Annotated in this window: 22 protein-coding genes, 1 pseudogene and 1 riboswitch; of the genes and pseudogenes, 15 read left to right on the forward strand and 8 right to left on the reverse strand. The window is 73.3% G+C overall.

All coding sequences use genetic code 11. The annotated features are described in order from the left end of the window. Both AB0G13_RS12215 and AB0G13_RS12220 read right to left on the reverse strand, forming a co-directional pair. Positions 1-261 (reverse strand): annotated as a pseudogene (locus AB0G13_RS12215) (hypothetical protein); the annotation flags it as partial. 156 nt (positions 262-417) lie between these two features. Continuing rightward, positions 418-1,992, reverse strand: coding sequence for an NlpC/P60 family protein (locus AB0G13_RS12220; RefSeq protein ID WP_357872634.1), 1,575 nt, complete (start codon positions 1,990-1,992; stop codon positions 418-420). Between the two features lie 240 nt (positions 1,993-2,232). Between AB0G13_RS12220 and mqnE the strand changes: the two genes are divergently transcribed. From mqnE to AB0G13_RS12235, 3 genes are read left to right on the forward strand one after another with little or no spacing between them, the layout of a single operon-like run. Next, complete coding sequence (gene mqnE / locus AB0G13_RS12225) at positions 2,233-3,402, forward strand: aminofutalosine synthase MqnE (RefSeq protein WP_121397115.1); 1,170 nt, start codon at positions 2,233-2,235, stop codon at positions 3,400-3,402. A gap of 23 nt (positions 3,403-3,425) precedes the next feature. Beyond that, the gene (locus AB0G13_RS12230; protein WP_357872637.1) at positions 3,426-3,848 is read left to right on the forward strand and encodes a hypothetical protein; all 423 of its coding nucleotides are present in this window, start codon (positions 3,426-3,428) and stop codon (positions 3,846-3,848) included. Between the two features lie 44 nt (positions 3,849-3,892). Next, positions 3,893-4,162 (forward strand): DUF4229 domain-containing protein, encoded by a 270-nt coding sequence (locus AB0G13_RS12235; RefSeq protein ID WP_357872640.1) that lies wholly within the window; start codon positions 3,893-3,895, stop codon positions 4,160-4,162. Positions 4,163-4,713: 551 nt separating this feature from the next. On the opposite strand, the gene AB0G13_RS12240 is transcribed toward AB0G13_RS12235, so the two are convergent. Both AB0G13_RS12240 and AB0G13_RS12245 read right to left on the reverse strand, forming a co-directional pair. Next, complete coding sequence (locus AB0G13_RS12240; RefSeq protein ID WP_357872642.1) at positions 4,714-4,854, reverse strand: hypothetical protein; 141 nt, start codon at positions 4,852-4,854, stop codon at positions 4,714-4,716. Positions 4,855-5,542: 688 nt separating this feature from the next. Beyond that, positions 5,543-6,898, reverse strand: a complete 1,356-nt coding sequence (locus tag AB0G13_RS12245) for a C39 family peptidase (protein WP_357872645.1) — start codon at positions 6,896-6,898, stop codon at positions 5,543-5,545. Between the two features lie 213 nt (positions 6,899-7,111). Here AB0G13_RS12245 and AB0G13_RS12250 point away from each other — a divergent pair, with 213 nt between their 5' ends. The 4 genes from AB0G13_RS12250 (at position 7,112) to AB0G13_RS12265 (ending at position 12,280) form a co-directional block, all read left to right on the forward strand. Next, positions 7,112-8,995, forward strand: coding sequence for a M14 family zinc carboxypeptidase (locus AB0G13_RS12250; RefSeq protein WP_357872648.1), 1,884 nt, complete (start codon positions 7,112-7,114; stop codon positions 8,993-8,995). 165 nt (positions 8,996-9,160) lie between these two features. After that, positions 9,161-9,242: riboswitch (cobalamin riboswitch) on the forward strand. A gap of 110 nt (positions 9,243-9,352) precedes the next feature. Beyond that, a complete protein-coding gene (locus tag AB0G13_RS12255) occupies positions 9,353-10,291 on the forward strand; it encodes an ABC transporter substrate-binding protein (RefSeq protein ID WP_357872651.1) in 939 nt (312 codons plus the stop codon). 13 nt (positions 10,292-10,304) lie between these two features. Continuing rightward, positions 10,305-11,408, forward strand: coding sequence for an iron ABC transporter permease (locus AB0G13_RS12260; RefSeq protein WP_357872654.1), 1,104 nt, complete (start codon positions 10,305-10,307; stop codon positions 11,406-11,408). Positions 11,409-11,497: 89 nt separating this feature from the next. After that, positions 11,498-12,280, forward strand: coding sequence for an ABC transporter ATP-binding protein (locus AB0G13_RS12265; protein ID WP_357872758.1), 783 nt, complete (start codon positions 11,498-11,500; stop codon positions 12,278-12,280). A 100-nt stretch (positions 12,281-12,380) separates the two neighbouring features. Here AB0G13_RS12265 and AB0G13_RS12270 read toward each other — a convergent pair whose 3' ends face one another. Both AB0G13_RS12270 and AB0G13_RS12275 read right to left on the reverse strand, forming a co-directional pair. Beyond that, positions 12,381-13,142 (reverse strand): VOC family protein, encoded by a 762-nt coding sequence (locus AB0G13_RS12270; RefSeq protein WP_357872656.1) that lies wholly within the window; start codon positions 13,140-13,142, stop codon positions 12,381-12,383. Positions 13,143-13,278: 136 nt separating this feature from the next. Continuing rightward, positions 13,279-15,444: an AAA family ATPase gene (locus AB0G13_RS12275; protein ID WP_357872659.1), complete on the reverse strand. Its 2,166-nt coding sequence runs from the start codon at positions 15,442-15,444 to the stop codon at positions 13,279-13,281. A 234-nt stretch (positions 15,445-15,678) separates the two neighbouring features. Between AB0G13_RS12275 and AB0G13_RS12280 the strand changes: the two genes are divergently transcribed. Genes AB0G13_RS12280 through AB0G13_RS12290 form a run of 3 tightly spaced genes read left to right on the forward strand, consistent with a single transcriptional unit; the run spans position 15,679 to position 18,551 of the window. Next, complete coding sequence (locus AB0G13_RS12280; RefSeq protein ID WP_357872662.1) at positions 15,679-16,263, forward strand: helix-turn-helix domain-containing protein; 585 nt, start codon at positions 15,679-15,681, stop codon at positions 16,261-16,263. A 40-nt stretch (positions 16,264-16,303) separates the two neighbouring features. Next, entirely contained in the window at positions 16,304-17,665 is a 1,362-nt protein-coding gene (locus AB0G13_RS12285; protein WP_357872665.1) for an MFS transporter, read from the forward strand. A gap of 34 nt (positions 17,666-17,699) precedes the next feature. Beyond that, a complete protein-coding gene (locus AB0G13_RS12290; RefSeq protein WP_357872668.1) occupies positions 17,700-18,551 on the forward strand; it encodes a menaquinone biosynthesis protein in 852 nt (283 codons plus the stop codon). A gap of 30 nt (positions 18,552-18,581) precedes the next feature. On the opposite strand, the gene AB0G13_RS12295 is transcribed toward AB0G13_RS12290, so the two are convergent. Then, positions 18,582-19,523: a hypothetical protein gene (locus tag AB0G13_RS12295; protein ID WP_357872670.1), complete on the reverse strand. Its 942-nt coding sequence runs from the start codon at positions 19,521-19,523 to the stop codon at positions 18,582-18,584. Next, positions 19,523-20,479 (reverse strand): hypothetical protein, encoded by a 957-nt coding sequence (locus tag AB0G13_RS12300; protein WP_357872673.1) that lies wholly within the window; start codon positions 20,477-20,479, stop codon positions 19,523-19,525. Before AB0G13_RS12300 ends, AB0G13_RS12295 begins: the two co-directional genes overlap by 1 nt. A gap of 362 nt (positions 20,480-20,841) precedes the next feature. On the opposite strand from AB0G13_RS12300, the gene paaA reads away from it, so the two are divergent. The 5 genes from paaA (at position 20,842) to paaE (ending at position 24,653) form a co-directional block, all read left to right on the forward strand. Then, positions 20,842-21,909, forward strand: coding sequence for a 1,2-phenylacetyl-CoA epoxidase subunit PaaA (paaA, locus tag AB0G13_RS12305; RefSeq protein ID WP_357872676.1), 1,068 nt, complete (start codon positions 20,842-20,844; stop codon positions 21,907-21,909). Next, positions 21,906-22,193, forward strand: a complete 288-nt coding sequence (gene paaB, locus AB0G13_RS12310) for a 1,2-phenylacetyl-CoA epoxidase subunit PaaB (protein ID WP_357872679.1) — start codon at positions 21,906-21,908, stop codon at positions 22,191-22,193. Before paaA ends, paaB begins: the two co-directional genes overlap by 4 nt. 73 nt (positions 22,194-22,266) lie before the next feature. Beyond that, positions 22,267-22,992 carry a 1,2-phenylacetyl-CoA epoxidase subunit PaaC gene (gene paaC / locus AB0G13_RS12315; RefSeq protein ID WP_357872682.1) on the forward strand — a complete coding sequence of 242 codons (726 nt, stop codon included), beginning with the start codon at positions 22,267-22,269 and terminating at the stop codon, positions 22,990-22,992. Positions 22,993-23,073: 81 nt separating this feature from the next. Further along, on the forward strand, positions 23,074-23,547 hold the full coding sequence (gene paaD, locus AB0G13_RS12320) for a 1,2-phenylacetyl-CoA epoxidase subunit PaaD (protein WP_357872685.1): 474 nt from the start codon (positions 23,074-23,076) through the stop codon (positions 23,545-23,547). Further along, a complete protein-coding gene (paaE, locus tag AB0G13_RS12325; RefSeq protein WP_357872688.1) occupies positions 23,544-24,653 on the forward strand; it encodes a 1,2-phenylacetyl-CoA epoxidase subunit PaaE in 1,110 nt (369 codons plus the stop codon). The genes paaD and paaE overlap by 4 nt, the downstream gene beginning before the upstream one ends. Positions 24,654-24,742 lie beyond the last annotated feature (89 nt).

The following is a 24,742-nucleotide window of genomic DNA, read 5'->3' on the forward strand; positions in this document are numbered from 1 at the left end:
GCCCTCACCGGGCGCGGCGGCGGTGGCCACGGACACCCGGCCCCGGGCCGGCGCGGCGGGCTGTCGGCGTACGTCGTCGGCGGGCGGCTCGGGCGACGACCCGGACGGCCCCGCGGAGCCGGGCTCCGACGTGGTTGCGCCGCCGGGCGCGGTCGCCGACGGGGCACCGCCGGACGTCAGGGGATGCGGTGCCTCGGCACGGCTCCGGTCGGGCGTGGATCCGTGGTCGACCGGCTCCGCCGGAACCTCTTGCTCGGCCATGCTCGCCCTCCGCGCACGCTCGCGCCCGGATCCGCGACGTCGGACCGGGCGTGCCTGTCTGTCACCGTGCCACATTCCGGCCCGGCGGCACAGCCGGAGCGCGTTCCGGGGGCGGTGTCGATCCGATCCGGTCGGCGGGCCCGGCGAGGGCCGTGGTCAGCTGCCGGTGCTCGCCGAGGCGGTGGCCGAGGTGCTGCCCGCCGGCTCGGAACTGCTCTGCGCCGTGGTCGGCGCCACACTGCCGGTCGCCCCGCTCGGCGACGAGCTGGCCGAGCTGCTCGGCGACGGCGACGGCGAGGTCGACGTGCTGGGCGTGGCCGTGGGGGAGCCGGTGGGCGTCGCCGACGGCGAGGTCGACGGCGACGTCGACGGGCTCGGCGACGGCGAGGTCGGCTTCGGGGTCGGCTTCGGGCTGGTCGGCGGCTTGGTCGTCGGCGGCTTCGTCGCGGGCGGCTTGGTCGGCGTCGGCGTCGGCGAGGGGGTGCTGACCGGCGCGGGCACCGCCCCGATGACCCGGGTGGCGGCGTAGAGGCGCGACCAGCGCACGGTGGAGATCTTGACCACGTCGCCGGTGGTGGGCGCGTGGATCATCTTGCCTCCGCCGACGTACATGCCCATGTGGTGGATCGTCGTCCAGCTGGTGCCGGAGGCGAAGAAGAGCAGGTCACCGGGGAGAAGCGCGGTGCGGGACACGGTCCGGGACCGGGTGGCGTAGTACTGGTCGCGGGAGACCCGGGGCAGCCCGTGGTAGCCCGCCGACCGGTAGGCGGCGTAGATGAGGCCGGAGCAGTCGAACCGGTCCGGCCCCTCGGCGGCCCACAGGTAGGGGTCGCCGAGCTGTGCCTTGGCGTACGCCAGGGCCTTCAGGGCCGTCGGGTGGGCGGCCAGGCCGTTGGCGGTCTCGTTGCCGACATAGCCGGCGCCGAGGCGCTGCTCGGCGGCCTCCTGCTGGCGCTCGATCTCGATGAGCTGCGCGGCGTTGTCCCGCCGCAGCTTGTCGAGCTTCTTCTCGGCATCGCGCAGGGCCTTCTCGCCGGCGGCGTATTCCGCCTTGGCCCCCGTGAGGCGGGACTCGGCCGAGACCATCGACTGGCTGGCCGCCTGCTCGCCGGCGCGGGCCCGGGACACCTCGCCCTCGGCGGCGGTGGTGCCACCCTCGGCCTTCTCGCCCCGGATGATCCGGGAGAGCCGGCTCAGCTCGTGCAGGTCGTTGGCGAACTCGCCCGGCGGGAGGGCGGCGGCGGCCTTGAAGGCGCCCGCGGCGGCGTCGTCGGCGCCCTCCTGGGCGCGGGCCACCGCGTCCCGGGCGAGGGCGAGGTCCCGCTCGGCGGTGGCGCGCTGCGCCTCGGCCTCGGTGCGCTTCTGCTGGAGCAGGAGCAACTGGTCACGGAGCTGCCCGACCTGGGCCTCGGCGGCGTAGATCTGGGCGGCGAGCGGGCCGTTGCCGACGTTGCCGGCCGGCACGCCGGGGACCGCGCCCGGCAGCCCCGGAACCGCGCCGGGCAGCCCGGGGACCGGCACCCCGCCGGGGAGCTGGAGCTGGCCGGAATAGGACGGACGGGAACCCGTGTCCGGGACGCTGGTGGGCAGCGACGGGTCGGCCTGGACCGGGTTGGCGAGGACCGTGGCGGCGACGGCGCCGAGCAGGGCGGACCAGAGCGCCGGGCGCAGCACCGGCGAGATCACCGGGCTCCGTCGTCGCTGCCGTCGCCCGCGCCCACTGTCGACCATTCCGCTCCCCGTCCGGCGTGAGTGGCCGCGCCGGGTGGGCGCGGCCGTGGGGACGCTACCAGCGTGTGGCGAACGTCCCACCCTGTCTTACCGCACCCACGCAGCGATGTCGATGCGTGGCAGGTAACGGGAGCCTGAGAGTTCGGTGAGCGGGCGCACGGGGGCCGACCATGCTGCGGTGGCGTCGGCGGGCCGACGTACGCTCGATTCCTACCGCAGGTGGAAGGGACGTGGCTTTCGATGGACGCCGGACTCAAGCGTGAGCTCGAAGCGAAGGTGTACGCCGGCGAGCGGCTGACCCGCGAGGACGGGATCGCCCTCTACGACAGCGACGACCTCGCGTGGCTGGGTCGGCTGGCGCACCACCGGCGCACCGAGCTCAACGGCGACCGGGTGATGTTCAACGTCAACCGGCACCTCAACCTGACCAACGTCTGCTCCGCCTCCTGCGCGTACTGCTCGTTCCAGCGCAAGCCGGGTGAGAAGGACGCCTACACGATGCGCATCGACGAGGCGGTCCGCAAGGCCAAGGAGATGGAGGACGAGCAGCTCACCGAGCTGCACATCGTCAACGGCCTGCACCCGACCCTGCCCTGGCGCTACTACCCGAAGGTGCTGCGTGAGCTGAAGGCGGCGCTGCCGAACGTCAAGCTCAAGTGCTTCACCGCCACCGAGGTGCAGTGGTTCGAGAAGATCAGCGGGCTGAGCGCCGACGAGATCCTCGACGAGCTGATGGACGCCGGCCTGGAGTCGCTGACCGGCGGCGGCGCGGAGATCTTCGACTGGGAGGTCCGCCAGCACATCGTCGACCACGCCTGCCACTGGGAGGACTGGTCGCGGATCCACGCCCTGGCGCACAGCAAGGGCATGAAGACCCCGGCGACCATGCTCTACGGCCACATCGAGGAGCCCCGGCACCGGGTCGACCACGTGCTGCGGCTGCGTGAGCTGCAGGACGAGACCGGCGGCTTCGCGGTCTTCATCCCGCTGCGCTATCAGCACGACTTCGTCGACTCGGCGGACGGCAAGATCCGCAACCGGATCCAGGCCCGTACGACGATGGCCTCGCCGGCCGAGTCGCTGAAGACCTTCGCGGTCTCCCGGCTGCTCTTCGACAACGTCCCGCACGTGAAGTGCTTCTGGGTCATGCACGGGCTGTCGGTCGCCCAGCTCTCGCTCAACTTCGGCGTCGACGACCTGGACGGCTCGGTCGTCGAATACAAGATCACCCATGACGCCGACTCGTACGGCACCCCGAACACGATGCACCGGGACGACCTGCTGCACCTGATCTGGGACGCCGGCTTCCGCCCCGTCGAGCGGAACACCCGCTACGAGGTGGTCCGCGAGTACGACGCCCCCCCGTCCCTGGCCGAGCGCCGCGCCGAGCCGCAGCAGGTCTGGGCCTGAGCCGGCCCGTACCCTCGTAGGCCATGACCGAGCAGCGGAGCGGGTTTCCCCGGCGCGACGCCGAGGGGCGCATCCTCACCCTGGGCGACCTGCTCGGGGTGAGCCTGGCCGGCCTGGTCATCGGCGTGCTGGCGGTGGTGCTGTTCGACTGGGCGTTCGCGCTGATCGGCAGCGGCGACTTCGGCCGGTCGAACGGCTGGCTGGCGATCATCCTGCCGGCCTGGCTGTTCTGGGACGACTTCCGCGCCTGGGAGTTCGGCGCGGCCCGGGTGGTGGCGGCGCTGGCCGCCGCCGCGGTGGGGGTGGTCGCCGGGTTGGTGGTGGCCGGTCTCGCCGCCGGGCTCCCGCCGCTGCTCTCCGGCGGGTTGGGGGCGGCGACCTTCACCCTCGGGTACGCGGTGGTCTGGTTCCACGGCGTCCACTGGCTGGCCCGCCGGACGGGCTGAACCTGCCGCCGGGAGGCCCGGCGGCGGAGAACGGAGTGCGGAACGTGAGCGCGGCGGTCAAGTACACGCTGGGCCGGATCGGGCTGTTCGTCGCCGTGCTGGCGGCCCTCTGGCTGGTCGAGCTGAACATCTTCATCAAGCTGATGGTGGCGCTGGCCTTCTCGGCCGCCCTGTCGTTCTTCCTGCTGAAGGGCTGGCGGGACGAGATGGCCGAGGAGATGGCCACCGCCGCCGAGCGTCGTCGCGCCGAGAAGGAGCGCCTCCGCTCCGCCCTCGCCGGCGAGGACGAGGACCAGGAGACGCCCCCTAACTAGCGCTTGACGTCAACGAGCCCGCACGACGCCGTGGCCACCGTCGCCCAGGCGTTTCACCGCCGCTCGCTGAGACCGGCCCACCCACCGCGTCCGACATGGGTCTGTCAGTGGGTCACGGCCGCTCTGACAGACCCTGACCAGGGCGTCCGGCGGCCGGACAGTCAGATCGCCAGGTGCCACATCAGCAGCACGCCGGGGATCAGCCCGGACAGCGACAGTGTGAGTACGGCGAGCACGAGGCAACCGGAACTCTTCGGGTGGTAAGTCTGCCCGGTATTTATGTCGCGCCTCGAGTCGGAGTTCGGAAGGCGAATGGGTTCCCCTGCGTTTATGTCATCTCCTGCCTCCCGCCCCCAGCAGTACATGCATTCGCCTGAGTAGTTCTTTGACCGGCCACACTTCGAGCAGTCCGCCACATTCGCCTCCCTCGATGGCTTACCGAGTGTAGTCCGCCGACGACCCTGCCGGTGTCCTGTCCGACTCCCGCAGGCCCCTCGCAGATGAGCGAATGGTTGGATCCTCCAACGCCTCTATCGACGCCGGGGGTGGTGTCACCAGGTGTCGGGATGGTCGAGGTCGCGGGCCGGCTGGTACCCGCTCAGAACCGTCAGGCCTTCCGACTCGGTATAGCCGTTCCCCCAACCCTTGAGGAACGCCTCGACGCCGCATGGCTTGACGAACATTTCCAGCACGTCGCTGCCCTGCCGGCGCGCCCGGTAGGGCCCGCGACGAGGTCGGCGGCCTTTGGGTCGTGGCCCGGCACGGGTTGCGCCCGAACCGTTAGCCAACGACCGGATTCGTCACCTACCACCAGCGAGGCCTCTCTGAAGGAGTCACGCTCCGACCGGAGAAGCGTGACCGAGCATCCGAGCAGCCGCCCGCCTGGCGGCAGCGACTGCAGGCGGAACGGCACCACGCAGCGGTGGGCACCGTCGAACCGGACCCGACTCGCCGCGTCCGTCGCCTCGTCGCGGCCGGTCGCGTAGATGTCGAGCTGAGCCCAGAGCCCGTCAACGGGTTGCCAACGGACGAACCACAGTTTCGTGTCGCCGGACGGATCGAACCAAGCGACCCCCGGGCGGCCTCCGACTCGCACATCGGCCGGCGGCTGGGGTCGCCCCGCCGACGAGATCGTCTGTTGCAGCCCGTCGAGCGTCGCGACGCTGCGCGCCAACGCGAACCGAGCCTGCCCGGTCGGGCCCTGGAACTCAACGCTCTCGACCCCGCGGCCGGCGCTCCAGGTCGCGGACGAGGCATCGCTGACCAGGCTGTCGGTCGTGAAGTGCACCACGCCGGGATCGGCCGGGAACGGCCGAGGGGCCCGGGTCGCCGGGCTGAGCCGGGCGACGCGGACCCCTCGAACAATCGGGTCGTGTCAGGTCACCAGTTGGTGGAGCCGGCGACCTTCGGCCACGGCTTCGACGTGGGCTTGATCAGGTAGACGACGCCGCCGGAGCCGCCGGACACCCCGCCGCTGGCGTTGGTCCGCTTGGTCCGCAGCCAGATCTGCTCGAACTGCTCACGCTTGTAGACGTTGCGCACCACGTCGTTGCTCGACGAGGCCGGGTCGTTGACGATGACGTCGCCGTCGGCCGTGAAGCCGACCACCACGAACAGGTGGCCCGAGGTGCCGTAGTTCGCTCCGTCCAGCTCGCTGGCGAGGAAGGACTGGCTGGTCACGACCGGGATCCCGGCGGCGATGAAGCGCTCCACCTCGTCCAGTGAGTGCAGCCGGGTGACCCGCGCCTCGAGACCCGGGAAGCTGGCCGCGTACGCGGTGTTGAAGGGCCAGTTGCCGGCGCCGTCGTACTGGTAGTCGTAGACCATCCGGGCGGCGTGGTTGACCGTCGGGTCCGGGTAGGTCGGGTCGACCCAGGAGGTGTCCTCCTCGGACGCCTTGCGGCCCCAGTACTCGATCACCATCGTGGTGGAGGTGGGGGAGCACCAGGCCTGGCCGCCGCCGTCGTACTCGGGGTAGTGGCCGGTGTGGATGTTCTGCGAGTAGCGGGGCACGGCGAGTTCCTTGCCCCAGGCGATGCCGCCGGCGCTCGGCTCGACGGTGAACCGGTCCGGCACGTGGGAGCTCATCGCGCCCACCGTGTGGACGACCGGCGCGGCGTGCTGGCCCGGGGCCTTGTAGAGGGTGAGCCGCAGCTGGTACGCCCGCAGCAGCACGCCGACGGAGGCGTCGTCGATGCTGAACGTGTCGGTCCAGATGGTCGACCAGGGGTCGCCCTGCCGGTTGACGCTGGTCCGCTTGATGTCGGCGTCGCCGGAGGCCCACCGCCCCATCACGTACCACTTGGTCTGGGTGCCGGTGTTGTAGGTGCCCTGCATCTCCACCTGGATCCAGGTGCCGGCCGGGGTGTCCGCGTTCCACGAGGCGATCAGCTCGGTGGCGTCGAAGCCGATCTGGGTGACCGGGGAGGTCCAGGTCCCGTACTCCCAGCTCCTGGTCACGCCGGTGTGCGGGTCGGTGTAGTCGGTGGTGCCGACCGGTCGGGCCAGCGTCACGCCCGGCCGGGGGCCGGGGACGGCCCGGGTGCCGGCGTGGGTGCCGCGACGCCACTCGGGGTAGCGGGACCAGTCCTGGAAGGTGATCTGTTCGTCGTGGACCACCGGGCGGGTGGTCGACGGTGCCGTGACGGGCGCGGCGACGGCGGGTGCTGCGGTGCCGAGAAGGGTGAGCGCGGTGGCGGCCGCGAGGGCGGCCGTGCGCAGGCGTTGTCTGGCCATGGGTCCTCCGCAGGGACGGACGGATCGTTGCAGGTCAGTGTCCCGCTCGGAAGGAACTTTCGCCAGAGGTCGGCAGTTGGAAAATCCTTGCCGGTGTGAGGATCAGGATGGCATGAAAACTGGGCAGCGATGGATGTTGATATGACCATGTGAGCGGTGGTGGAGTGTCCTCCACCGAGCGGGATCTCCTCCCGCCCCCCGAGGAGGTTGTCCATGGCCTTCCGCAACACCACCCTCCGCCGTCGCGTGGCGGTCGCCGTAGCAGCCGGGTTCGGTCTGCTCACGGTCGCCGCCGCGCCGGCCACCGCCCGACCGGCCCCGGACCGGGCCGACTCCGCGGCGGCGTCCTACCGGGTGCTCGGCCCGCGGACGGTCGACGACCGCACCGCCGTCGCCGGCACCGGCGCCGCCATCGACTTCGTCGAGCACGGCGTGCTGAACGTCTCGGCCACCCCGGCCGAGGCGGCGGCGATCACCCGGCTCGGCTTCCGGCTGGAGGCGGTCCCGGCCCCGTCGGCCGACGACCACGGGCACAGCCACGCCGAGGGGGACGTCGGCACGGCCGCCTTCCCGCCGGCCGACTCCAACTACCACGACTACGCCGAGCTGACCGCCGCGGTGAACAAGGTGGTCGCCGACCACCCCGGGATCGCGCGGAAGATCAGCATCGGTTCCTCGTACGAGGGCCGGGACCTGATGGCGGTGAAGATCTCCGACAACGTCGCGACCGACGAGAGCGAGCCGGAGATCCTGTTCAACTCGCAGCAGCACGCCCGCGAGCACCTGACCGTCGAGATGGCGGTCTACCTGCTCAACCTCTTCACCGACAGCTACGGCACGGACTCCCGGGTCACCAACATCGTGAACACCCGGGAGATCTGGATCGTGCCGACGGTCAACCCGGACGGCAGCGAGTACGACATCGCCACCGGCTCCTACCGCTCCTGGCGCAAGAACCGGCAGCCGAACAGCGGCTCGACGTACGTCGGCACCGACCTGAACCGCAACTGGTCCTACCAGTGGGGCTGCTGCGGCGGCTCGTCCGGCTCGACCTCGTCGGAGACCTACCGGGGCCCGTCGGCGTTCTCCGCGCCGGAGACGGCGGCGCTGCGCAACTTCGTCAACAGCCGGGTCGTCGGCGGCACGCAGCAGATCAAGGCGAACATCGACTTCCACACGTACTCAGAGCTGGTGCTCTGGCCGTTCGGCTACACGTACAACAACACCGGCACCGGGATGACCGCCGACCAGTACAACACCTTCGCCACGCTGGGCCAGCAGATGGCGAACACCAACGGCTACACCCCGCAGCAGTCCAGCGACCTCTACATCACCGACGGGGACAGCATCGACTGGATGTGGGGCCAGCACGGCATCTGGGCGTACACCTTCGAGATGTACCCCGGCTCGGCGACCGGCGGCGGCTTCTACCCGCCCGACGAGGTGATCCCCGCCCAGACCTCGCGGAACCGGGAGGCGGTCCTGCTGCTCAGCGAGTACGCCGACTGCCCGTACCGGGCGATCGGCAAGCAGGCGCAGTACTGCGGCGGTGGCGGCGGCACCACGGTCTGGTCGGACACCTTCGAGACGGCCACCGGCTGGACCATCAACCCGAACGGCACCGACACCGCGACCGTCGGGGCGTGGGAGCGGGGCGCCGCCCAGGCGACCACCTCCAGCGGGGCGAAGCAACTCGCCCCGTACGCCGGCGCCAACGACCTCGTCACCGGCCCGCTGGCCGGCGCGGCGGCCGGTGACTACGACCTCGACGGCGGCGTGACCAGCGCCCGGTCGCCGGCGGTGACCCTGCCGTCGAGCGGCACGCTGACCCTCTCCCTCGCCTGGTACCTGGCCCACGGCTCGAACGCCTCGTCGGCCGACTACCTGCGGGTGAGCGTGGTGCACAACGGCGGCACCACGGCCCTGTTCACCCAGTCCGGGGCGGCCACCAACCGCAACGGCGCCTGGGCGGTGGCGAACGCCAACCTCACCCCGTATGCCGGTCAGTCCGTGCGGATCCTGGTCGAGGCGGCGGACGCCTCGGGCGCGAGCCTGGTCGAGGCGGCTGTGGACAACGTCACCATCACCAGTTCCTGACCCGGTGGGGCCCCGCTCCGCCCCCGGCGGGGCCCCACCACCGGCCAGCAGACGTCGATCCAGGGCATATCGCTGCCGTTGGCGATCAACGAGCGCCGATGCGCCCTGGATCGACGAGGCACGTCCGGGGCGTGCGCTACCGTTCTACCGACCACGCGCAGCGAAGCCGGTGCGACACCGGCGCTGTCCCGCAACTGTGATGTCCCGCCACCCCGGCCGCGCCGGAGCGTGACGGGGACGAGCCAGGTCGCCTGCGTCCGTGGTCGCGACACGCGCTCTCGAGGAAGGGCGCCTCGCGGACGGGCGCCCCGCTCCCTGTCGGCGAAGCACCACGCTCCTCGACCGACAGGAGGACCCGTGCTCAGACGTACCCCCCGGCTCTTCGCCGCGACCCTCGCGGTGGCCGCGCTCGCCCTCGGCGCGTGCGCCGAGAAGAGCTCCGACGACACCCCCGCCGCCGGCGCCAGTTCGGCCGGCGCCGCCTTCCCGGTCACCGTCGGCAAGCTCACGCTCGACAAGCGGCCCGAGAAGATCGTCTCGCTCTCCCCGACGGCCACCGAGATGCTCTTCGCCATCGGCGCCGGCAAGCAGGTGACCGCCGTCGACGACAACTCGAACTACCCGGCGGACGCGCCGAAGACCGACCTCTCCGGCTTCTCCCCGAACGCTGAGGCGATCGCCGGCAAGAGCCCCGACCTGGTGGTGATCTCGGACGACCGCAACAAGATCGTCGAGCAGCTGACCACGCTGAAGATCCCGGTCTACCTCACCCCGGCGGCGACCACGCTGGACGACTCGTACCGGCAGATCACCGACCTGGGCGCGCTCACCGGCCACGCCACCGAGGCGGCCGACGTGACCAAGCGGATGAAGGACGACATCGCCAAGCTGGTCGCCGACCTGCCGAAGCGCTCCGAGAAGCTGACCTACTTCCACGAGCTGGGCCCGGAGCTCTACACGGCCACCAGCAAGACCTTCATCGGCTCGCTCTACACGATGGTGGGCCTGGAGAACATCGCCGACGCGTCCGACGCCGACGGCAAGCAGGGCGGCTACCCGCAGCTCTCCCAGGAGGTCATCGTCAAGGCCGACCCGGACTTCGTCTTCCTCGCCGACACCAAGTGCTGCAAGCAGAGCGCGGAGACGGTCAAGGCGCGCGGCGGCTGGGCCGGCGTCACCGCCGTCAAGAACAACCAGATCGTCGCCCTCGACGACGACGTCGCCTCCCGCTGGGGGCCCCGCGTGGTGGAGCTGCTCCGCGTGATCGTCGACGCGACCGCCAAGGTCCCCGCGTGACCCGCACCCGTCCATGAGCCGTCCGCTCGCGAAGGCACCGCCCGCCCGGCCGGCCGGGACGCTCCCCGCGTCCCGGCCCGCCGGGCTGCGGCCCCGCTGGCTCGTCGCCGGGATCGCCGCGGTGCTGGTCGCGCTGGTCGCCGGGGTGTCCCTCGGCCCGGTCAGCCTGCCGCCGGGCAGCGTCGCGGCCGAGCTGCTCAACCTCATCCCCGGGGTACGCGTCGACAGCGGGCTGACCGAGCGGGAGATCGCCATCGTCACCGAGCTGCGGCTGCCCCGGGTGGTGCTCGGGCTGCTGGTCGGCGGGCTGCTGGCCCTGGCCGGCGGCTGCTACCAGGGCGTGTTCCGCAACCCGCTGGCCGACCCGTACCTGCTCGGCGTGGCGGCCGGGGCCGGGCTCGCGGTCACCGCGGTGATCACCCTCGGCGCCGGGGCGGGCGGCGCGCTGACCGGGCTGCCGCTCACCATCCCGCTGGCCGCGTTCGTCGGCGCGCTCGGCGCGGTGGCGATGACGTACCTGCTGGGCGCCTCCGGCGGGCGCGGCCGCTCCACCGCCACGCTGATCCTCGCCGGGGTGGCCGTCTCCGCGTTCCTCTCGGCCGGGCAGACCTACCTGCTGCAACGCAACTCCGACAGCATCCAGCAGGTCTACTCCTGGCTGCTCGGGCGGCTCGCCACCGCCGGCTGGCACGACGTGCGGCTGGTGCTCCCGTACTTCCTCCTCACCGCCCTGGTGGTGCTGCTGCACCGGCGAGAGCTCGACGTGCTCTCCGTCGGCGACGACGAGGCCGCGAGCCTCGGGCTGCACCCGCAGCGGTCCCGCTACCTGCTCATCGCCGCCGCCTCGCTCGGCACCGCCGCCGCCGTCTCCGCGTCCGGCCTGATCGGCTTCGTCGGGATCATCGTGCCGCACACCGTCCGGCTGCTCGCCGGGTCGAGCTACCGGGTGATCCTGCCGCTCTCGCTCCTCTTCGGCGGCGCCTTCCTGGCCCTGACCGACGTGGTGGCCCGCACCGCCGCCGCCCCGTCGGAGATCCCGATCGGCGTGGTCACCGCGCTGCTCGGCGGCCCGTTCTTCGTCCTGGTGCTGCGTACCTCCCGCCGGGTGCTCGGGTGAGCGCGGCACGGGTGCCGGCCGCGCAGCCGGCCGGGGGCGGAGGCCGCGCGCGGGCCTCGCAGGCGGCGGCCGAGGATGCTCCGACGACCGTGCCCGCCGTCGAGGTGCGCGACCTGCACGTGCGCCTGGACGGCACCCCGATCCTGGCCGGCGTGGACCTGACCGTGGCCCCGGGCGAGTGGGTCACCGTGATCGGCCCGAACGGCGCCGGGAAGTCGACCCTGCTGCGCGCCGTCGGCGGCCTGCTGCCCGCGCCGGGCGCCGTCTCGCTCTTCGGTACGCCGAGCGAGGCGCTGCGCCGCCGCGACCGCGCCCGGGTGGTCGCCACGGTGGCGCAGTCCCCGGTCGTGCCGGCCGGCATGTCGGTCTTCGACTACGTGCTGCTGGGCCGCACCCCCTTCATCGCGCCACTGGGCCGGGAGTCCGCCGCCGACCTGGCCGCCGCGCACGAGGTGCTCGACGGGCTGGACCTGACCGGGTTCCACGACCGGGAGCTGGCCACCCTGTCCGGCGGCGAGCGGCAGCGGGTCTTCCTGGCCCGCGCGCTGGCCCAGGGCGCGACCCTGCTGCTGCTGGACGAGCCGATCAGCGCCCTGGACATCGGCCACCAGCAGGAGGTGCTGGAGCTGGTCGACCGGCTGCGCCGCGAGCACGGCCTGACCGTGCTCGCCACCATGCACGACCTCTCCATCGCCGGCGAGTACGCCGACCGCATGGTGCTGCTGGCCGACGGCCGGGTGGTGGCCGCCGGCACCCCCCGCGAGGTGCTCACCGAGCAGCTTCTCGCCACCTGGTACCGCGCCACCGTCCGCGTCATCCCCGGCGACCACGGCCCCCTGGTCGTCCCCGTCCGCCCCCGCCCCCGCTCCTGACCCCCGCCCGGTTCTGCTGCGTCGATCATGCAGTTGTGGCGCCCCATGAAAGGCGCGAATCAGGGCGGTCCGCCCACCACAACTGCATGATCGACGGGGGTCAGGGGCGGGTCAGGACGTTGAAGAGGGCGCCGTGGGGGTCGCGGAGGGCGGCGAAGCGGCCCGCCGGGGTGGTCTGCGGCGGGACCAGGATGCTGCCGCCGAGTTCGGCGGCGCGGGCCGCCGCCGCGTCGGCGTCGGCCACCGCGAAGTACACCGACCAGTACGCGGGCGTGTCCGCGGGGAACCCGTCGCCGAGCGGCGGCACCATGCCGGCCACGATCCGGGTGCCGAGCCGCCAGCCGGTGTACGTGACCGGGCCCGCCCGCTGGTCGTCCGGGTGCCAGCCGAAGACCAGCTCGTAGAAGACCTTCGCGCCCTCCGGATCCGGGGTGACCAGCTCCGTCCAGGTGAGCGCCCCCGGGATGTCGAAGACCTCCGCCCCGGGCATCGCCATCGGCTGCCAGACGCTGAACGTCGCCCCGGCGGGGTCGGCGAAGACCGCCATCCGTCCCTGGTCGAAGACCTCGAACGGGGGCACCACGACCTGCCCGCCGGCCCGCTCGACCCGGCCGGCCACCAGGTCCGCGTCGTCGGTCGCCAGGTACGTCGACCAGATCGGCACCTGCTCGGGCACGGCCGGCGGGCCCGCGCCCGCCACCGCCCGCCCGCCGAGCAGGAAGACCGTGTAGCCGCCCGCCGCGGGCTCCGGGTCGATCCGGCCGGTCCAGCCGAACAGTTCGGGGTAGAACCGCCGCGCTTCGGCGAGGCCCGGGGTGGCGAGGTCGGCCCAGCAGGGTGTGCCCGGCGGGACGGTGCTCACGTCGACCCCTCTCGGCGGGGGACGGCCACGGCGGCACGCCCCTGCCGGAATCGTGGCACCGACCCGCCGCGCCCCGGGGCGGATCGGACGAAACGTCAGCTGAACCGTCGACCCGGCGCGCCGGGCAGGTCGCCGGTCAGCCCAGCGGCGCGGGCAGCGGTCGCGCGTGCAGCACGGCCAGGCGGGAGACCGCGCGGGTGAGCACCACGTAGAGCCGGTGCAGGCCGCGCGGCTCGGCGGCCACGATCGCCGCCGGCTCGACGACGATGACGTGGTCGTACTCCAGTCCCTTGACCAGGGTCGCGGGCACCACCGTGACGCGCGCCGCGGCGGCCGGCTCGTCGACGGTCGCGGTGTCGACGCCGGCGGCGTCCAGCGCCGCCCGCAGCCCGCCCACAGCGTCGTCGGCGGCGATCACCGCCACCGAGCCGTCGAACGTCAGCGCCGCGCGCACCTCGGCCACCGTCGCGGCGGCCAGGTCGTCGACCGTACGCACGTCGAGCGCGCCGTCGCGGCGCAGCGACTCGGCCGGGGGCACGTCGACGGCGAGCGCCGGCAGCAGCCGGTTGGCGAACGCCACCACGGCGGCGGGCACCCGGAAGCCGACCGTCAGCGGGACCACGACGGCGTCCGGCTTGCCGAGGTGGCGCAGGGACTCCCGCCAGTCGGCGGCGGCCCACGGGGCGGTGCCCTGGGCCAGGTCGCCGAGGAGGGTGATCGACCCGTGTTCGCTGCGCCGGGCGATGACCCGGCACTGCATCGGGGAGAGGTCCTGCGCCTCGTCGACGACGACGTGTCCGAAGCCGCCCGGCCGCTCGATCAGCCCGGCCGCCTCGTCGATCAGCACGGCGTCGGCCGCCGTCCACCTCGTGGCCTTCGGCGACCGTCCGAGCTTCGTTCCGGTCGGGGCCGGGCGGCGCGCCGGGCGCGGGGCGTCCGCCGCGCCGGCTGCGGTCGTCGGGTCGGGCGTTCCGTCGGGGCCGGCGATCCCGCGCAGCCGCGCCTGCTCCTCGGCGCTGAGCAGCCCGTCCGCCGCCGCGGCGAGCCGCTGCGGGTCGGTGAGCAGGGCGTGCACCAGTCCCTCCGGGGTGAGCGCCGGCCAGACCGCGTCGAGGAAGGCGGTGACCGGCGTGGACTTGCCCATCCGGCGCAGCCAGGCGTCGCTCGGGGACTCGGCGCGGCGCGCCTCGGCCTGCCGTTGCAGCAGCGACACCACCCGGGCCCGGACGCGCTCGCGCCCCGTGGCGTACGGCAGCCGCTCCCGGCGGGTCTCCTCGACGACCCGGTGCAGCGGGTCCAGCCCGATCCGCCAGCGGAACGAGCCGTCCGAGACCATGATCGGCTCGGTCGCCTCGCCGATGTGCGCGTCGACCGCCCGGCGCAGCACCTCGGCCGTCCGGGCGTCGTGCTTGATCGCGGCCACCGCCGGGTCGTCGACGGCCCGCACCGGCACCCGGCCGACCAGGTCCTCCACCGTGGCCTGCTCTACCTCGACCTCGCCGAGCGCCGGCAGCACCGCCGCGATGTACGACAGGAAGGCCCGGTTCGGTCCCACGATCAGCACCCCGGACCGGCGCAGCCGCTCCCGGTGCAGGTAGAGCAGGTACGCCGCCCGGTGCAGGCCGACGGCCGTCTTGCCGGTGCCCGGCGCGCCCTGCACGCAGATCGAGTCGGCGAGGTCGGCCCGGACCAGCTCGTCCTGCTCCGGCTGGATGGTGGCGACGATGTCGCGCATCGGCCCGACGCGCGGCCGTTCGATCTCGGCGGTCAGGATCCGGCTGGTCGTGCCGAGTTCCTCGCCCCGGTCGAGGCGCTCGTCCTCGAAGCTGGTCAGCATCCCGTTGCTGAACCCGAAGCGGCGCCGCACCGCCACGCCCTGCGGGTCACGCGCGCTCGCCCGGTAGAACGACCGCGAGACCGGGGCCCGCCAGTCCAGCACCAGCGGCTCGCCCCGGTCGTCGGTGACGTGCCGCCGGCCGACGTGGTACCGCCGCCCGGCGTGGTCCGTGTGCCACCCGTCGGGTTCGTCGCCGGGGCCGGCGGGCGGGGCCCCGGCCGCCGGGCCGAAGTCGAGGCGGCCGAAGAAGAGCGGCGTGGTGGGGTCGTCGGCGAGTTCGGCGACCCGGCGGGCCAGGGTGCGCCCGAGCGTCTCGGCCGCGTACGCGTCGCCGGCCACCTGGTCGCCGGTGGAGAAGAGGGCCCGGGCGCGTTCCCGCATCTGGGCGAGGGCGGCCCGGGAGATGGCGAGGTGCTCGCGTTCGGCGGCGAGGTCGGCGTCCAAATCGAGATCGAGGTCGGTCACGGTGCATCCCGTCGGGTCAGCTGCCGGTCGCTCGCGTGTCCGGCGGGCGGATGGGCCGGCCCCCCGGCGCGGGACGTCCGATGCGGTGGTCACCTCACCCTGGCCGTCAAGCGACCTGACAGCCTACGCGCCGGGCGCGCGACGCTCCACCGAATTTCGACCCTGGCGCCGCCGGCCCCCGGTGCCGACCGGCCGCCGACCCATGGCGGGCGGGCGACCAGGAATCATGGACGCATGACGGAGGCGCGTTCCGAACAGCGCCGGATCACGATCAGCGACCCGCAGGTGATGCGGGCGCTGGCCCATCCGGCCCGAATCGCGATCATGGAACACCTGGGCGTGGTGGAGGGCGGCGCGACCGCCACCGAGTGCGCGGAGGTCGCCGGGTTGTCGCCGAGCGCGACCAGCTACCACCTCCGGGCGCTGGCGAGGTCGGGCCTGGTGGAGCAGGCGCCGAGCCGGGGGGACGCGCGCGAGCGGCTGTGGCGCCCGGTCGGCCAGGGGCTGATGGTCGACGCGGGGCGCTCCGCCGGCCCGGAGGCGCGTGCGGCCGAGCAGGCGCTGGTGGAGGCGCACGCGGCCCGGGACATGGAGCGGACCCGGGACTGGCTGCGCCGCGCCGACGACGAGCCCGCCGAGTGGTACGAGGTCGCGCTGTTCAGCGACACGCTGCTGCTGCTCACCGCCGACGAGCTGGCCGGGCTGAACGAGGCGGTGAGCGCGCTGTTCGAGCCGTACCGGCAGCGGAACCGCCAGGCGGACCCGCCGGCCGGGGCGCGCACGGTGGCGGTGCAGTACCGGGCGGTGCCGCTGGCGTAGGGGGTTGATTCGATCAGTTGTGAAGGATTATTTTCGAAGTATGTCCTTCACAACTGCCGGTTCGCGCTGGTCCGACGTCTGGCTCGCCGCCACCGCGCGGGGCGTCTCGATGTGCGGCGACTTCCTCGCCGCCACCGCCCTGGCGCTCGCCCTCCAGGCCGCCGGCGCCAGCGGCATCGCCGTGTCCGGCCTGCTGCTGGCGGCCACCCTGCCGCTGGTGGTGCTCGCCCCGCTCACCGGACGGCTCGCCGACCGGGCGGACAGCCGGACGCTGCTGGTCGCCGCCGGCCTGGGCCAGGCCGCCGTCTGCGCCCTGCTGGCCTTCGCCGACGACCCCGCCCTGATCATCGGGCTCGTCGCGCTGCTCGCCTGCGGGCTGGCCGTGACCCAGCCCTGCCTGGCGGCGCTGCTGCCGGCGATGGTGCGCCCCGGCGACCTGCCCCGGGCGAGCGCGATCAGCCAGACGGCCGTCACCCTGGGCACGCTCGGCGGCCCGGTGCTCGCCGGGCTGCTGGTCGGGCAGTTCGGCACCCGCGTACCTCTGCTCATCGACGCCGGGAGCTACCTCGCGTTGGTGGTCGCGGGCCTGCTGCTGCGTACCCGCAGGGGCGGCCGGTGGGCCGCGACCACGCCCGCGTCCGGGGCGGAACGGGCCCCGGCGTGGCGGCTGCGCCGCGACCCGCTGCTGCTGGCCGTCGTCCTCAGCACGGCCGCGGTCATCACCGCCGTCGGCGGCATCAACGTGGTCGAGGTCTTCTTCATCCGGGAGACCCTCGGCGGCTCGCCCACCGTGTACGGGCTGGTCGGCGCCGCCTGGATGGCGGGGATGCTGCCCGGCAGCTGGCTCTGCGCCCGGCTGGCCCACCGGCTCACCGACGACGGCGCCCTGGTGTACGGGGTGCTCGCGACGCTCGGCGGAATCTCCCTGACGGTGATCGTCGCCGCCGCCGTACCCACGGCCGCGCTGCTGGTCCCGCTCTGGCTGGTCGCGGGCGCGGCGAACGGCGGGGAGAACGTCTTCGCCAACCTGCTCACCGCCCGGCGGGTGCCGGAGGCGTCGCGCGGCCGGGCGTACGCCGCCTACGGCGCGGCGGTGCAGGGCGGCTCGATGGGCGGCTACCTGATCGGGGGCGCCATGCTGGCGCTGCTGTCGCCGCGGCCCCTGATCGCGGCAGCCGGTGCGGCCGGCCTGCTGGTCGTGGCGGCCTTCGTGCCGGCCGTCGCCCGGTCCGTCCGGCGCGTCCGGGCGGGCGGGACCGCGTCCGGATCGTCGGCGGCCGGATCCGCGCCGGCCGGATCGTCGGCCGCCGCACCGGCTGAGGTGGCCGGCGCGCGGGCCGAGGGGCGGGGCGGCGACCCGGCGGCGGATGCGGGGTTGGCCACTCCCACCCCGGCCCACTGAGCCCTCGCCCGGCGGCGGGGATACGGTCGGGGGCATGGCTGAGCACGTCGCACGCCCCCGGGTCGGGCACATCCAGTTCCTGAACTGCCTGCCGATCTACTGGGGGCTGATGCGCTCCGGCGCCCTGATCGACGTCGACCTGCACAAGGACTCCCCGGACCGGCTCAGCGCCGCGCTGGTCGCCGGTGACCTGGACATCGGCCCGATCTCCCACGTGGAGTACCTGCGTCACGCCGACGAGCTGCTGCTCCTGCCCGACCTGGCGGTCGGCAGCGACGGCCCGGTGCTGTCCGTCAACGTCGTCTCCACCCGTCCGCTGGCCGAGCTCGACCACGGCAAGGTGGCGCTGGGCTCGACCTCGCGGACCGGCGTGCTGCTGGCCCAGTTGCTGCTCGGCGAGCGGTACGGGGTGAACCCGGAGTACTTCCGCTGCCCGCCCGACCTGACCCAGATGCTGCTGGAGGCCGACGCCGGGGTGCTGATCGGCGACGTGGCGCTGCGCGCCCTCTACGAGGCGCCGAGGCGTGGGCTGGAGGTCACCGACCTCGGGCAGGCGTGGCGGGAGTGGACGGGCCTGCCGATGGTCTTCGCCGTCTGGGCGGTACGCCGTGACTTCGCCACCGCCCACCCGGGCCTGGTCAAGGAGGTGCACGAGGCGTTCCTGCGCTCCCGGGACCTCTGCCTGGCCGAACTGGACCAGGTGGCCGAGGCGGCCGCGCGCTGGGAGCCGTTCGACGCGGCGACCCTGGCGACGTACTTCCGGGCGCTGGACTTCTCCCTCGGCGAGCGCCAGGTGGCCGGGCTGCGCGAGTTCGCGCGTCGCGCTGCCGACATCGGCGCCGCCCCGCCCCTGCCCGCCTCCGGCCCGGCCTTCTTCATGGGCTGAGCCCCCTGACCGACCGGGCGGGGGCCGGGTCTAGGTGGTGGGGCGGAGGAGGGCCTCGGTGATCTTCTGGCAGTTCTTCATGCCGTACTCGTAGCCCTTGCCGATCGGGTAGCGGACCATCACGCCCATCGTCCAGGTGTCGCCGATGGCGAGGCAGTTGATGTGCATCTCCTGCTCCCGCGTCCGGTCGATCCAGCCGTTCTTGATGGCGATGGTCTTGCGCTCCGCGGCCGGGAACGCCTTGCGGATGCCGAAGTCGCCGGCGCCCCGGACCAGCCGCATCTCGTCGACCAGCCACTTGGTCCACTTCGGCCCGGCGGCGCGGCCGTCGGCGATGCAGGCGCCCATCCGGGCGGTGTCCCGGGGGGAGAGCGCGGTGCGGCTCCAGCCGCCGTCGGCGGCGACCTTGCTGTCGGTCAGGTCGCACAGGGAGATCAGCCGCCTGATCGCGGCGGACCGGCCGACCGTGTTGTAGAACTGCTCGGCCCGGGTGTTGTCGCTGTCCCGGATGATCTTCGTGGCGTCGGCGAGCTTTGCGTCGCTCGGGGTCTGGCCGGCGTCGTCTGCCCGGCGCAGGTAGTCGGCCACGATCCAGGCCTTGATCAGCGACGCGGTGGTGCTGGTCTCGTCCATGTTGTCCGAGCCGATGATCTCGCCGTTGCGGCGGTCGAGGACGCTCCAGGAGTACCAGCCCTCGATGTCCAGGTCGAGGTCCTTCGCCTGGAACGGCAGCGGCTCCGGCGTGGGGCTCGGCGTCGGCGACGGCCGCGAGCTGCGGTCGCTCGGGGCTCCGGTGGCGCGCTCGGCGGGGCCGGCGGGGGTGCCCCACTCGGCGGCGGCGCGGGACTCGAACGGCGAGCCCGGCAGCAGCCGCAGCGAGACGAGCACCAGGCCGATGAGGACCACCGCGATGGCGATGAGCTTGCCGGGGGAGGCGTCGGCGGGCTCGCCGGCCCGGCGCTGTCGCGTCATCAGAGCTTCCCGGCGGGCTGCTGCGGCACCTTGAGGGCGGCGCCCGGCTGCGGGGTCACGAGCTGGCTGGCGACCGAGGCGCAGACCTGCGCGCCGTAGTCGAGGCCGCTCTTCTGCGGGTAGCGGAGCATCACCGCGAGGCTCCACCTGTCGGTGACCGCGAGGCAGTTCACGTGCCAGTTGCCGTCGTAGTTGAGTGGGGTCCAGCCGTTCTTCATGCTGACCGGGCCCTGGCTGCGGATCGACTGGGGGAGACCGTCGATGATGCCCCAGCGGCCACCGCCCGACCGGGCCTTCTGGTCCTTGGCGGCCGTGCTGCCCCTGACCTTGCTCATCTCGTCCAGCAGGAGCTTCGTCCACTTGGGGCCGGCGGCCGTGCCGTCGGCGATGCAGTCGCCGAGCCGGACGGCGTCGCGCGGGGACATCCGGGTGAAGCTCCACCAGCCCACGTAACCCGGCACGTTGCCCGGCTTGGTGTCGGTGAGCTCGCAGGTGCTGATCATCCGCTTGATCGTCGCGGCCCGGCCCACCGCGCCGTAGAGGGCGTTGGCGGCGTCGTCGTTGCTGTCCCGGATGGCGGTGGTGATCTGCTTCTTCCGCTCGGCCGGAAGCGGCTCGTCGCCGAGCTGGCGGAGGTAGTCCGCCGCGAACCAGGACTTGATCATCGACTCGGTGGAGCTGGTCGAGGCCAGGTTCTTCGACCCGGAGATCTCGCCGCTCTCCCGGTCCATCAGGGCCCACGAGAAGAACTCGCCCTTGAAGTCCACCGCCACCGGGCCAGCGGCCAGGGTCGGTGGCGGGGGTGGGGTGGGCGCGGGGGCCGCGACGCTCCCGCCGCCGCTTCCGCCGCTCGCGGCGTCGTCGCCGGCGAGTCGGGCGTACGCGGCCGGAACGAGCAGGCCGCCACCGAGGAGGACCGCCACGACGGCGAGCACCAGGGTCACGCGGGATCGCATGAGTGGGTGAGCTCCAGAGGTCAGGGCCGGGGGGACCGGCTGGTTGTCGGACGGATCGGCGGCTCGCCGAGGGCCGGGGGATCCGCCCTCCGTGTTGCTCGGGGCGATCGTCGGCAGCCGATCGGTGTGACGGGGGAAGTCTACGTGCGGATCGGCGGTGCGCCAGAACCCGACACCTGGCAACTTGCCATGTAGGCGGGATATCGGGCCGCTATGCGGCTGTTGAGAGGATTCACCTTTCCATAGTGAGCCAAGTCATAGTTTAGGCGGCTACCCCCAGTCACCGCCCCGTGCCGAAAGTGTCTCCGGAAACCTGTTACACCCTCTGGTGTCCCCATAGGCAAGCTGTAACACTTGACCCCATGTATGGCAACGACTTCTCCGCCGAGGACGCACCCGGCGGCGGCCTGCTCGGCGAGGTCGAGGCGGCGGAGGCGGCCCTGCGGGAGGCCGCCGAGCGTGGCCGCCGCAGCGGCGCCCCCGGCCCGGACGAGGACCTCGAGGCCTACTTCGCCGAGGTCATCGACGCCGACCAGAAGATCGAGCCGCGCGACTGGATGCCCGAGGCGTACCGCAAGACGCTGATCCGGCAGATCGCGCAGCACGCGCACTCCGAGATCATCGGCATGCAGCCGGAGGGCAACTGGATCAGCCGCGCCCCGTCGCTCAAGCGCAAGGCGATCCTGCTGGCCAAGGTCCAGGACGAGGCCGGTCACGGCCTCTACCTCTACGCCGCCGCCGAGACCCTCGGGATCAGCCGGGACGAGCTGGTCGAGCTGCTGCTGAACGGCGGGCAGAAGTACAGCTCGATCTTCAACTACCCCACCCTGACCTGGGCCGACGTGGGCGCGATCGGCTGGCTGGTGGACGGTGCCGCCATCGTCAACCAGGTGCCGCTCTGCCGCTGCTCCTACGGGCCGTACGCGCGGGCGATGATCCGGGTCTGCAAGGAGGAGTCGTTCCACCAGCGGCAGGGCTACGAGATCCTGCACACGCTGGCGCACGGCACCCCCGCCCAGAAGGCGATGGCGCAGGACGCCCTCGACCGCTGGTGGTACCCGTCGCTGGCGATGTTCGGCCCGCCGGACACCGACTCCACCCACTCGACGCAGTCCATGGCCTGGAAGATCAAGCGCTTCTCGAACGACGAGCTGCGCCAGCGCTTCGTGGACATGTGCGTGCAGCAGGCCGAGATCCTCGGCCTGACCATTCCGGATCCGGCCCTGCGCTGGAACGAGTCCCGGCAGTCGTACGACTTCACCCAGCCCGACTACGACGAGCTGATGCGGGTCATCAAGGGCAACGGTCCGTGCAACCGGCAGCGGATGGAGCACCGCCGCCGCGCCCACGACGACGGCGCCTGGGTGCGTGAGGCCGCTGCGGCGTACGCCGCCAAGCGGGTGGAGAAGAAGGAGAAGGTGGCCGCGTGAGTAGGGAATCCTCGCCGCTGTGGGAGGTCTTCGTGCGGGCGCGGCGCGGGCTGTCGCACACCCACGTCGGCAGCCTGCACGCCCCCGACGCGGAGCTGGCCCTGCGCAACGCGCGGGACCTCTACACCCGCCGCCAGGAGGGCGTCTCCATCTGGGTGGTGCCGGCGGGCGCGATCACCGCGTCCAGCCCCGACGAGAAGGACGCGTTCTTCGACCCGGCGGCCGACAAGGTCTACCGCCACCCCACCTTCTACGACGTGCCGGACGGGGTGGCCCACCTGTGAGCGAGCGCAGCGAGCGAACCATCCGGCTCAGCACCGGGGCGCGTCACGCCGCCGAGCGGAGCGAGGTGGCGGCGTGACCGGCCCCTTCGACTTCGCCCTCGCCCTCGGCGACGACGCGCTCGTCGCGGCGCAGCGGCTGGCCGAGTGGACCACCCGCGCGCCGGAGATGGAAGAGGACATCGCGCTGGCCAACATCGCCCTCGACCAGCTCGGCGCGGCCCGGCTCCTGCTGTCGTACGCGGGCGAGCTGGAGGGCGCCGGCCGGGACGAGGACGCGCTGGCGTTCCTCCGCGACGACCGTGAGTTCCGCAACTGCCTGCTGGTGGAGCAGCCCAACGGCGACTTCGCGGTCACCATGGCGAAGCTGTTCTTCCTAGCGGCCTACCAGCTCCCGCTCTACACCGCGCTGGCCGGGTGCGCCGACGAGCGGCTGGCGGCGATCGGCGCCAAGGCCCGCAAGGAGTCGGCCTACCACCTCGACCACGGCTCGCTGTGGGTGCGGCGGCTCGGCGACGGCACCGAGGAGTCGCACCGGCGCATGCAGTCGGCGGTCGACCAGGTCTGGCCGTACGTGCACGAGCTGTTCGCCCCGGACCCGGCGGCGCCGGTCGACCCGGCCACCCTGCGGGCCGACTTCGACGCCACCGTCGCCGCCGTGCTCGACGAGGCCACGCTGACCCGGCCGGAGTCCGGCTGGGCACCGGCCGGCGGGCGGGACGGCGTGCACACCGAGCACCTGTCCTACCTGCTCGCCGAGATGCAGGTGCTGCACCGCGCCCACCCCGGGGCCAACTGGTGAGCGCGAACGGGGGGCGGCACCGGTGAGCGCGAGGAGTGCAGCGCAGCGGAGCCCCGCAGTCGCGAACGGAAGGCGGCACCGGTGACTCCGCGGGAGGCCGTGGCGGCGGTGGTGGACCCGGAGATCCGGGTCGTCACCATCGACGACCTCGGCATCCTGCGGGCGGTCGACGAGGACCCGGCCACCGGCCGGGTGGTCGTGACCATCACCCCCACCTACACCGGCTGCCCGGCGATGGACGTGATCCGCGCCGACATCCGGCGGGCGCTGGCCGCCGCCGGGCATCCCGACGCCGACGTGCGGACCGTCTACAGCCCGGCGTGGAGCACCGACTGGATCTCCGACGCCGGCCGGGCCAGGCTCGCCGCCGCCGGCATCGCGCCGCCGGCGCCTGTACGCGCCGGCAACGTGGTGCCGCTGACCCTCGCCGTCCGCTGCCCACGCTGCGGCTCGCCCGACACCGAGCAGGTCAGCCGCTTCGGCTCGACCGCGTGCAAGGCACTGTGGCGGTGCCGCTCCTGCCGTGAACCCTTCGACCACCTGAAGGCGCTGTGACTGTCACGATCACCCGCCCGGTCCGTCGCCGGCCGGTCTTCCACCCGCTCTCCGTCGCCGCCGTCGACCGGCTCACCGGCGACGCCGTGGCGGTCACCTTCGCCGTGCCCGAGGAGCTGCGGGAGACGTTCGCGTTCTCCGCCGGCCAGCACCTCACCGTCCGGCGCCCCGGCGCCGCCGGCGAGGACGTGCGGCGGTCGTACTCCATCTGCTCCACGCCCGACGACCTGGCCCGGCACGGCCGGCTGCGGATCGGCGTGCGGGAGATCCCCGGCGGCGCGTTCTCCGCGTTCGCCTGCGGCGCGCTGCGCGGCGGCGACACGATCGAGGTGCTGCCGCCGCTCGGGCACTTCACCACGGCCTTCGCGCCGGACCGGGTCCGCCACTACGGCGCGGTGGTCGCCGGCTCGGGCATCACCCCGGTGCTCGCGCTGGTCGCGACGGCGCTCGCCGTCGAGCCGGCCAGCACGTTCACGCTGGTGTACGGCAACCGCACGGCGAACACGGTGATGTTCGCCGAGGAGCTGGCCGACCTGAAGGACCGGTGGCCGACCCGGCTGCACCTGGTGCACGTGCTCTCCCGGGAGCAGGGCGAGTCGCCGCTGCTCTCCGGTCGGATCGACGCCGACCGGCTGGGCCGGCTGCTGGACACCATCGTCCCCGGCGACGCCGTCGACGAGTGGTTCCTCTGCGGCCCGTACGACATGGTGGTGGACGCCCGGGAGGTGCTCGCCGCGCGTGGCGTGCCGGAGTCGGCGGTGCACACGGAGCTGTTCCACGTCGCCGAGGCCCCGGCCCCGCCGCGGCGCCCGGCCGACGAGCCCGGGGGCGGCGCCGAGGTGACGATCCTGCTGGACGGCCGATCGTCGCGCTTCACGATGAGGCGCGACGAGCGGGTGCTGGACGCGGCGCTCAAGGTGCGCGGCGAGCTGCCCTACGCCTGCAAGGGCGGGGTCTGCTCGACCTGCAAGGCCAAGGTGGTCGACGGCGCGGTCACGATGGCCCGCAACTACGCGCTGGAGCCGGACGAGGTGGCCGCTGGCTACGTCCTCACCTGCCAGGCCAGCCCGACCACCGACCGGCTCACGGTCGACTACGACGCCTGACCGGTCTGCCCGCCGGGCGGCGGGGCGGAGCCGGTCGGTGGGGTCGGCGCTGGCACCGCGTCGACGCCGCCGACCCCGCCCTGCCGGTG

Origin of the sequence: Micromonospora sp. NPDC023633 (assembly GCF_040640035.1) — a bacterium.
Lineage (GTDB): Bacteria > Actinomycetota > Actinomycetes > Mycobacteriales > Micromonosporaceae > Micromonospora.